This is a genomic window from Collinsella sp. D33t1_170424_A12 (genome assembly GCF_015554865.1).
Taxonomy (GTDB): domain Bacteria; phylum Actinomycetota; class Coriobacteriia; order Coriobacteriales; family Coriobacteriaceae; genus Collinsella.
On sequence record NZ_JADNJJ010000207.1, the window covers coordinates 1 to 9,409 of the forward strand.

11 protein-coding genes and 1 tRNA gene are annotated in these 9,409 nt (G+C 59.5%); all 12 read right to left on the reverse strand.

Features of this window, described 5'->3' with window-relative positions; translation table 11 throughout:
* Positions 1–45: 45 nt before the first annotated feature.
* A complete protein-coding gene (locus I2E26_RS08590; protein ID WP_195420398.1) occupies positions 46–777 on the reverse strand; it encodes a GntR family transcriptional regulator in 732 nt (243 codons plus the stop codon).
* Between the two features lie 150 nt (positions 778–927).
* Entirely contained in the window at positions 928–2,007 is a 1,080-nt protein-coding gene (locus I2E26_RS08595; RefSeq protein WP_147587486.1) for a PTS system mannose/fructose/sorbose family transporter subunit IID, read from the reverse strand.
* Positions 1,997–2,794: a PTS sugar transporter subunit IIC gene (locus I2E26_RS08600; RefSeq protein WP_147587485.1), complete on the reverse strand. Its 798-nt coding sequence runs from the start codon at positions 2,792–2,794 to the stop codon at positions 1,997–1,999. Before I2E26_RS08600 ends, I2E26_RS08595 begins: the two co-directional genes overlap by 11 nt.
* A gap of 90 nt (positions 2,795–2,884) precedes the next feature.
* A complete protein-coding gene (gene agaB, locus I2E26_RS08605; protein ID WP_147587484.1) occupies positions 2,885–3,367 on the reverse strand; it encodes a PTS galactosamine transporter subunit IIB in 483 nt (160 codons plus the stop codon).
* Between the two features lie 73 nt (positions 3,368–3,440).
* A complete protein-coding gene (gene yajC, locus I2E26_RS08610) occupies positions 3,441–3,725 on the reverse strand; it encodes a preprotein translocase subunit YajC (RefSeq protein WP_195420399.1) in 285 nt (94 codons plus the stop codon).
* On the reverse strand, positions 3,725–4,168 hold the full coding sequence (locus I2E26_RS08615; RefSeq protein WP_147587482.1) for a PTS sugar transporter subunit IIA: 444 nt from the start codon (positions 4,166–4,168) through the stop codon (positions 3,725–3,727). Before I2E26_RS08615 ends, yajC begins: the two co-directional genes overlap by 1 nt.
* A 485-nt stretch (positions 4,169–4,653) precedes the next feature.
* Positions 4,654–4,729, reverse strand: a tRNA-Thr gene (locus tag I2E26_RS08620).
* A gap of 98 nt (positions 4,730–4,827) precedes the next feature.
* Entirely contained in the window at positions 4,828–5,640 is an 813-nt protein-coding gene (locus I2E26_RS08625; RefSeq protein WP_195420400.1) for a purine-nucleoside phosphorylase, read from the reverse strand.
* Positions 5,641–5,760: 120 nt separating this feature from the next.
* On the reverse strand, positions 5,761–6,234 hold the full coding sequence (locus tag I2E26_RS08630) for a YhcH/YjgK/YiaL family protein (RefSeq protein ID WP_195420401.1): 474 nt from the start codon (positions 6,232–6,234) through the stop codon (positions 5,761–5,763).
* Positions 6,235–6,355: 121 nt separating this feature from the next.
* Positions 6,356–7,498, reverse strand: coding sequence for a hypothetical protein (locus tag I2E26_RS08635; protein ID WP_195420402.1), 1,143 nt, complete (start codon positions 7,496–7,498; stop codon positions 6,356–6,358).
* 77 nt (positions 7,499–7,575) lie between these two features.
* The gene (locus tag I2E26_RS08640) at positions 7,576–8,670 is read right to left on the reverse strand and encodes an isocitrate/isopropylmalate dehydrogenase family protein (RefSeq protein WP_195420403.1); all 1,095 of its coding nucleotides are present in this window, start codon (positions 8,668–8,670) and stop codon (positions 7,576–7,578) included.
* A gap of 9 nt (positions 8,671–8,679) precedes the next feature.
* The gene (locus I2E26_RS08645; RefSeq protein WP_195420404.1) at positions 8,680–9,372 is read right to left on the reverse strand and encodes a hypothetical protein; all 693 of its coding nucleotides are present in this window, start codon (positions 9,370–9,372) and stop codon (positions 8,680–8,682) included.
* Between the last annotated feature and the right edge of the window lie 37 nt (positions 9,373–9,409).

Below are 9,409 nucleotides of genomic sequence, written 5' to 3' on the forward strand. Positions count from 1 at the left end.
TAACCAGTTTGCCAATGTAGAAACCATACAATCCCACCATATATGTTAATCGTTGCGCTGGTGGAAGATCTTGTATTTAAACTGGTCGGCTCGTGCAACCGACAGCGTGTATTCGACGATCTCGTTGCTCTCGTTATATGTGGTGCGGACCAAATCGAGAACAGGGGCCCCTTCGCTGATTTCAAGGAGGCGCGCATCGGCGGGGCGTGCGATGCTCGCAAAGAACTCCTCCTCCGCCACGCGGATCTTCTGACGAAAATCTTGCTCGATCACATCGTACAGCGACTTATGCTCAAGCAAGGGACGCTTCAGGGAGAGAAATTTACGGACCGGCATGTAGGTTCGTTCAACCATCATGGGCATGCCGTCGGCGGAACGCAAGCGCTTCAGCTTGAACAGGCGATCACCGATGCGCGTACCCATATGCTCGGCAAGATTCTTATCGGCCTCGAACTCGCAAAACTCAAGAATGGTTGTTTGCGGATCGCGGCCCATCTCACGCATCTGATCCGTAAAGCTATACGAATGCATGAGGTTGGTGGTTTGCGCGGAGCGGTCGGCGACAAAGGTGCCGCGCCCGTGCTGACGCACGACGAGGCCAAGGCGCTCGAGCTCCTGCAGGGCTAGGCGGACGGTCGTGCGCGAAAGTCCATAACGCTCGGAAAGCTCGCGCTCGGACGGCATAAGGTCACCGGGGCGATATTCATGGTCGATCTTCTCGGTGAGAATGTCTACGAGCTGATCGTAGAGAGGTTGCTTACGAGCAACAATCGCCATCTCTACTCGCCTCCTTCATTCGCGTACAGAGTCTGAACCTATAGAAAAAGGCCGTGACCCGATACGTACGAGTCACGGCCCAAAATACACACACACAGAAGTAAGGGGCTGTGCGCTCATATCGCTATGAGCGCACGGGGCCTCAGAGCCTTACCAGATGCTGGGCCACAGGCCGAAGGGGCCAGCGCCGAGCAGGCCGAGGACGAGCAGCAGAACGATGCCCTTGATCGGCGTGAAGTTGTGCTTAGCGAACAGGAAGTACAGCATAAGCACGAGAGCCAGCGGAACCAGCTTGGGGAGAACGGTGTCGAGCGTAGAGGCAACGGAGTAGTTAACCTCGGTCTCGGTAACCTCAGCGTAGGTAACGGAGCTCATGCCGTTACCAAGGTCAACGATGCCGCACTCGACGGCATCCTCGCCGGCGACAGCGGTGAGAGCGTTGCCATCGATGTCGGTCAGAGCCAGGGTACCGGGCTCAGCCTCCTCGGTGTCGATGCCCTCGAGGTCAGCGAAGTTCTCAGCATCCTTGTTGTTGACAACCACGGTGTGAGCAGCAAGGCCACGGGTGGTGCCGTTGGGGATGGTGAGGTTGATCTGCGTACCACCCATGGTGACGGTAAGGGCACCAACGACGAAGACGCCGAGGATGGAAGCAGCGCGGGTGAAGGCCTGCATGTTAGCAGTCAGAGCATCGATAGCACCGGTACCAACCTTGTAAGCCCACTTCATGAGGCCGAAGCGGCAAGCAGCCTGAGCCAGGTTGAAGATAAGCAGGAAGATGAACGGAGCAGCGATGTTGCCCTCGATAGCCATGTTCGAGGTGATGCCGGCCGTGATCGGCACGAGCGTCAGCCAGAACAGAGCGTCGCCGATGCCGCCCAGCGGGGAAGCAGCGGAGATGCGGACGGCGCGGATGGTCTGGGTATCAAGCTTGTTCTGCTCGAGGGAGAGAACGATACCCATAACGAAGGTGACCAGGAACGGGTGCGTGTTGATGAAGTCCAGGTTGTGGTACATCGACGCAGCGAGGTCGTTCTTGTTGGTGTGAACCTTCTCGAGGCCGGGGATCATAGCGAACAGCCAGCCACCGGACTGCATGGTCTCATAGTTGAACGAAGACTGCAGCCAGTAGGAACGAAGAGCCATGCGGTTCAGGGTCTTCGAATCAACCTGCGGAGCGGGAGTAAGATCCTCATACTGTGCAGGTACAACAAACTCATTAGATGCCATCGCTCATGTCACCTCCGTCAAAAGCAGCGCCCTTGAGCTCGGTCTGCTGCTGGAAGTCCCAGAAAGCGATGCCGAAGCCGATAAAGGTCAGGATAAGCAGGGCAGGGCCGGCGATAGCCGGGATGTTGACCGCGATGAGGGCAAGGCCAAAGCCCATGAAGAAGAAGCCCCACATGTCGCGGTTCATCATGATCTTCAGAAGGATGGCGAAGCCGACGAACTTCATCATACCGCCGCCAGCGGAAAGGCCGGTGTTAACCCACTCGGGGATGGCGTTAACAACAGTCTCGCCGAAGGCCTGGCCACCGATGAAGAACAGGGTGACGATAGCGGCGAAGATGAGGCCGAGGATAACCTCGGAGATGACGGTCAGGCGGGTGATAGCCTTCGTGTCAGCCTTCACAGCAGCAGCGCGGAAAGACTCGAGCATGGGAGCACGGAGCGTAAAGAACAGGGTAACGCCGTACTGACCAAGAAGAGCAAACGGGATAGCAGCGGCAACAGCAACGTTGACATCCATGTTGAGAGAGCAAGCGAAGACTGCAGCCATGATGCCACCAATAACAGCGTTAGGCGGCTGAGCACCACCAATCGGCATGTTACCGATGGTCATCAGCTGATACGTACCACCGACGACAAGGCCGGTCTGCACATCACCGAGGATCGCACCAACGACAGCGCCGGTAACGATGGGCTGATACAGGGACTCGAGGAAGTCGAACTGGTCGATAGCGGCGATAAAGGTAACCACGAAGATAAGTGCGACCTGAACAAACGAGACGTCCATCTTATGCTCCTCCTTTCAAAAAATGTTTACATGAGAAAACTAACAAGTGCATTCGATCGGATGAACGAATGCGGTTGGATACGCAAGCTCTTACGAGAACAGCTTGGACGTATCCTCGACCGGCGTGCTCGGAACACGCCTAATCTCCAGCTCCACCCCCAGTTCCTGCAGCTCTTTGAAAGCGGCGACATCGGAGTCATCGACAGCCACAGAAGTGGCCACCTGCCGCTTTCCCTCTGCCATGTGCATGTTGCCGATGTTGACCTTACGTATAGGCACCCCGCCCTTGACGAGCTTAAGCACGTCCTGCGGAGTTTCGGCCACGATGAAGATCTTCTGCTTGGGAGAAGCCTTACCGATGATCTCGATAGTCTTGTCCAGCGAGAAGAAACGGGTGGCGACGCCGGCCGGCGCAGCCATCTTCATGAGGTTCTGACGCATGGTGTTGGTGGAAACCTCGTCGTTGGCAACGAGGATGAGGTTGGAGCCCAGGGTGGAGTTCCACTGGGTAGCAACCTGACCATGAATCAGGCGGTTATCGATACGGGTAAGAAGAATGTTGGGCTCTGCCATGTTGATCCGTTCCTTTCGTATACGTGATCTGGCTCATACATTACTGGTGACCTTTTGGCCTTCCAATGAATGCCTACTGGCTAATCTCCTGAATTGCATATCGGGAGACATCAAGGACTGCGCCGGAACGCACCTTGATTTCGACAACGTCGCCGTCGACGCTCTTAACGGTTCCAAAGATACCGCCAGCGAACATCACCTTCTGGCCAGGGGCCAACTCGGTGTGGATCTTCTCGAAGTACTTGCTCTTCTTCTTGATATTGGACTTGGACCAGAAGTAGTAGACAAGGCCCATGACCGCAATGAGGACGAGCAGAGCGACCGAAGAAGCAAGGACGTTGGCTCCAAAATCAGCCATTAAATGCCGTCCTCATCGGTGGCTTCGTCCGCAGCGCCCATCACGGAAGCGAGGGACTGACGGGTGACGGCGTCCTTACCGGCGGTGACGGCCTGCTCGGCAAGCGCGGTCACGTCGGTGGCGCCGTTGCGAGCAAAGAGCAGCTCGATAACCATCGGCAGGTTGGTGCCGGTGACGATCTCAAGCTTATCGACGTCGTTGGCGATCATCATAGACTGGTTGAACGGGGTACCGCCGAGGAGGTCGACGAACACGATGACGCCCTCTTCGCACTCGGCGCGCATAGCGGTGATGGCAGCACGCAGGTCATCGCCGTACGTAGCCGCCTCGGAGCCCTCGAACGGAACGATCTGGAAAGCGGGCTGATCGCCAGCAACCATATCGAGCGCGCTCTTCAGACCATTCGAAAACTGACCGTGACCCGTCAGGATAAAGCCAATCATCCAACGTCTCCTTTTGCTCGGGAACTTGCGGACTTCTCCGCAACTGGTTGTAACCACGTGATAAGTTCTTCCATATCTTAGCACCCGTGTAGGTTTCGTCAATTTATTTTTGTTTTCTCGCGTACTTTGATGCCGTCCGTAGGAACATACGCACCGTTTACAGACTTTACCTACCTTTACCAGCTAGAGACTTGAATTCATAGACTCCGGACCAGCAAAACCGTATTCATTTCAGCCTGCATACCTCCATGCCCCGATCCTTACAAGCATGCCCCTCACCTGCTGGTTATTTATGAAGGTGTATGGAGTTGTATCATGTCGGTATACGCATTCAGCTGAAATCACAAACGGTATGAAATGAGCAGTGAACGGTGTTCATATTTTACCGGTGTTGCTCTTCCGCCCGTTTCGATCGATAGGTCGCGCATTACGACTCCGCGCGATATAACAAAAAAGCGCCTCCGAAGAGGCGCTTTAATAATCAATGGAGCCAGCAACCAGGCTTGAACTGGTGGCCCCCGCTTTACGAGAGCGGTGCTCTACCAACTGAGCTATGCTGGCACGCATGGACGGCACGAGTGCCGACAGCTGAATATACTACGGGTTTGACTCGAAAAGCGCAAGGGTTCATTCTTGCTTTTCGAAAAAGATCGCTCCCCCTACAGCTCCCGCAAACGCCGCAGCACGCCCAGAAGGGCGCCGGTCGTCTTGTCCGCCGCCGCCTCGGCTGCCGCGACAACCTCGGCATGGTTGTTATCGGGACGGCCGGCCTTGTTGGTCACGAGCGTAAGGCCAAGCACCTGCATACGTAGCGCCTGCGCCATGATGACCTCGCATACCGTGGAGCATCCCACGAAATCCGCTCCCAGGACCCGCAAGGCGTTGACCTCGGCATCCGTCTCGTAGCTCGGTCCGAGCATACCCACATAGGTGCCCTCCGCCACAGGAGCGCCCACCTCGGCGGCTGCCTCGCGTGCGAACTCGGTCAGGTAGTTCGAGTAAGCCCCGGCAACCGGCACGAACGGCGTATCGTACAGCGAATGGGCGGCGCCTTCCGGCGTGGATAGCGGATTGCAGCCCGTGAGGTTCATATGGTCCGTGATCAGGCCGAACGTTCCAGGTTCGATATCCCCCACCGCTCCGGATGCGCACGTCAAGATGATATCGCGGCAGCCGAGGCGCTTCGCATGACGGACGAGCGATGTGACCTGCAAGGCCGAGTAGCCCTGATACAGATGCACGCGGCCGGGATACACAACGACCGGAACCTCGTCGATCGTGCCCACCAGGACCTCGAACCTATGCCCTTCGACGGGGATGGCCTCTCGAGGAAACCCCTCTATGTCCTCATAGGGAATCCGACGCACCACGTGAACGCGCTCGGCCAGGGCGCCCAGGCCGCTGCCAAGGACGATCGCGACGGGATGCTCCATGCTCGGCGCGCAATATGCCGCCAGCTCTTCCTCTGCCATGGAATACCTCCTTGCACGCGCGCCGCCCCGCGCGATGCGGATGCGGCGCGAAATCAACCGTGTTTCAAGCATACCCACGTAACGACTGGGATGGGAGAAGCTTCAAGCGAACGGACGGTTCTACTCGTCGAAATACTCATCGGCGATCAGCTTGAAGCAGATCTTCTTGATCTGGACGGGACCATCACCCGGAAACTGCAGCGTCGGAAGATGCGGCTCGCCCGCCACGAATAATGCGAAGCGCCCTTCGGCCAGATCGCCCTCGATGAAGCGAGCCGCGTCCACGAGCTCGAAATCATCGGCCTCGCTGAAGGGTTCGACCTGCGCCGTTTCACCCAGCGCGACCCTGAACGCCTCGCGGCCCTCCACATCGACCTGCAGATCGTGGTAACGACGATGCGTCTCATAGTGAGAACCGCTGTTGGAACGCGTGGTCGGCGCCATAACGTTAGCGAACACCTTCGCGCCGCATATCTCATGGCACCCGCAGGCGAGCTCGGCCGGATCGTTGTCCGCCAGCCAATCGATGAGGATGTCGAGGCTCTTGCAGAATCCCGCATAGCGGGCGAGATCTTCCAGTGCACCGTAGATCATCGCGGATTCCTTTCCTTCGCATGAAAAAACGCCGCGGCTTGGCGCCGCGGCGTTATCGTAAACCCGTTGGTTCGCGCTTGGCGCCATAAAGCGCGCCGGTGCGCAATCTTTTAGGTATGCGCTAGACGAACAGGCCGTACAGCTCGACATCGGCCTTCGCATACAGATCGTTAGCAAACAGCGTCCACGCCTTGTTGGCCTCCTGGGCCTGGCTGGCGTAGAGCTCGTAGGCAACGTAGAACGCGGTCTGGGCATCCTCATAGGAAGCGCCCTCGGGAGTGAAGGTGGAACCCTTCAGAGCCGAGAAGAACTCGTTGTCCTCGTTGGCCCAGGTGCCCTTCTCGCTATCCCAGTTCTTGCCCAGCAGGCCGATGATGTACTCGGCATAATCCTTCGTAGGCGCCGTGGTGTTGCCATCGGCAGGCTGCACCGGGGCCTCGGGGGCAGGGGCCTCGGAGGCCTTGGGAACGATCTGCTCGTACAGCTGGCCCACCAGGGCGTTATCGCGCACGATCTGCTTGGCCTGGCCCTCGTCCACACCGTAATTCTCGGCGATCGCCTTGAAATCGGAGGTGCCCAGTCGACCCTCGGCGTACTCCTTGAGCTGGTCGTCGCTCACCGAAAGGCCGCGGGACTCGGCTTCGGAGACCAGGATTTTATTACGGGCGTACCCCAAGATCATCTCGCCGCTCGGCGCGGGATAGGTGCCGTCGGCGCCCTTCACGGCGTCGAGGCTATACTGGCTCTCAATTGCATCGCGAGCAGAGATCTTGGTGGTCGCGCCGTTGAAGTTGAACGAGGCGACCGGAGCATCCAGCTGGCCCTCGGTGAGCGTAGCCGAACCGGCGCCCTTGGCCCCAAAACCGCCGCTACCAAAGAAATAACCGCCGATAGCGGCAACGATCACGGCGACGACGGCGATGGCGATGTACATGGTATGGCGCTTCTTGCTCGCATCGGCGTGCTCCGCGACAGGCGTGGGCGCTTCATCGGCGGACGCGGGCTGCTCGCCGTCGGCCGCGGGCTCGGCCTCGGCTTCGTTCGCATCGGCGTCCTGCGGCTCCTCCTCGGCGTCATCGCGCACCTCTGCTGCGGAAGCCTCCTCGACGACCTCGTCGTCTCGCTCGGCGGCGATGTCCTCCGCCGAGGCGCCCTCGACCAGATCGTAAGCCGCCTCGGGCAGATCGTCGGGGACATCGCTGCGCTCGATGACCTCGACTCCGTCGACGACCTCGCGCTCGTCTTTCTTCTGTTCCAAACCCATGGGTTTCACCTTTCACATAAAATAACGGACCGTCTCACCATACCGCAAGACGGCCCGCGCCCACACTTATCTTTACCTTAAGCCTCGGCGCGCAGCGATGCAATAACGGCATCGGCGTACGCCTGAGTTCCCACGGCACCCCGTGCACTGCCCGTCTGGGCACGGCGCACATCGCCGGTTACGGCCGTCCCCTCGGCGAGGACAGCGCGTACCGCCCGGCGGATTCGCTCGGCGGCCTCCTGCTCGCCCACGTGGTCGAGCATCATGGCGGCGGAGAGGATCTCGGCGGTGGGGTTGGCGATGTCCTTGCCCGCGATATCGGGTGCCGATCCATGCGTAGGTTCGAAAACGGCGATATCGGCGCCGATATTGGAACCGGGCGCCATGCCCAGACCGCCCACCAGGCCCGCGCCCAAATCGCTCACGATGTCGCCGTACAGGTTGGGCAGGACCAGCACGTCGAAATCGGCGGGATTCTGCACCAGGCCCATGCAGGTAGCGTCTACGATCTTATCCTCGAAGGCGATGTCGGGATAACGCTGCGCGACCTCGCGGGCCACGCGCAGGAACAGCCCGTCGGTAGCCTTCATGATATTGGCCTTATGAACGGCCGTCACCTTGCGACGGCCGCAGCGGCGCGCATATTCGAAGGCGTACTCGACGATTCGGCGCGACCCCTCGATCGAGATAGGCTTGACCGATATGGCCGAATCGGGGCGAAACGCCTTCTGGCCCGAAGCGGAAACGAGCTCGGATAAGGCGGCGACCTCGGCTGCGCCCTCGTCGAACTCGATGCCTGCATACAGGTCCTCGGTATTCTCGCGCACGATCACGATATCGACGCCCTCGTAGCGCGAACCGTCGCCGGGCTGCGACAGGCAGGGCCGAACGCAGGCATACAGATCGAAATGCTTGCGAAGCGCCACGTTGACGCTGCGAAAGCCCGTACCGATCGGCGTGGTGACGGGGCCCTTGATTGCCACCTTGGCGCGCCCGACAGCGTCCAAGACGTGCTGGGGAAGCGGGGTTCCGTACGCTTCCATGACGCCGGCTCCGGCATCGCGCACGTCCCACTCGATGGCGACGCCCGTCGCATCAACGACACGGCGCATCGCGGACGTGATCTCGGGACCGATACCGTCGCCGGGAATCAGCACAACTTCGTGGGCCATCGCGACCTCCTACTCTTCGTCGTCGGTATCGGCGGATGTCACCGTGCGGGCACGCTTCTTGGGCGCATCCAGCTTAAACGACTCGAGCAGCAGATCGTAGATCTCGGCGGAACGCGCCTTGATGAACGCGCCCTTACCGTGCTCGGCATCGAATTTGATGCGGCCGGCGAGCTCGGCGGCAACGGTATCGTCGATCTTACTGCTGGCAAAATCATGCAGGCAGACAAGCATATCGCGATACTCCAGGTCGCCATGGAAGCACTGGACGGCCTCGTCGATGAGGGGCCATGCCTTGAGCGAGCGCTCCTTGCTCGTGGCGCCCCACGCCGTGAAGAAACGAAACGCCGAGAAGCGCAGCGTCGCGGAGTCCTCGTCGAACAGCGCGTCCTCGGCCCCCTCATAGGCCTCGGAAAGCTCCTGCGGGCACACGGGCACCAGCGAGGTAAGCGCATCGAGAACCTCCCAGCGGGTCTGGGCTTCGGAGAGGTCCAGGGCATCCACCAGCGCGGGGACATACGGGGTCAGCGCGGCGGGCTCGCGCTGACCCGCCAGGCTGAACACGCATGCAGCCAGCTGACGCTTCCGGCGCGTTCGGGCCGAGAGGTCCTCTGCCAGCTCGTCCAGGACGGATGAATCCTGCTGGATGCGCTCCAGCAGCCCGGCCTCCTCGGCGCTCAGCTCACGTTCTTTCTGCTCTGCCATACGATTACCTCGAATCCTTCTTGTCGTTGTTCACCGA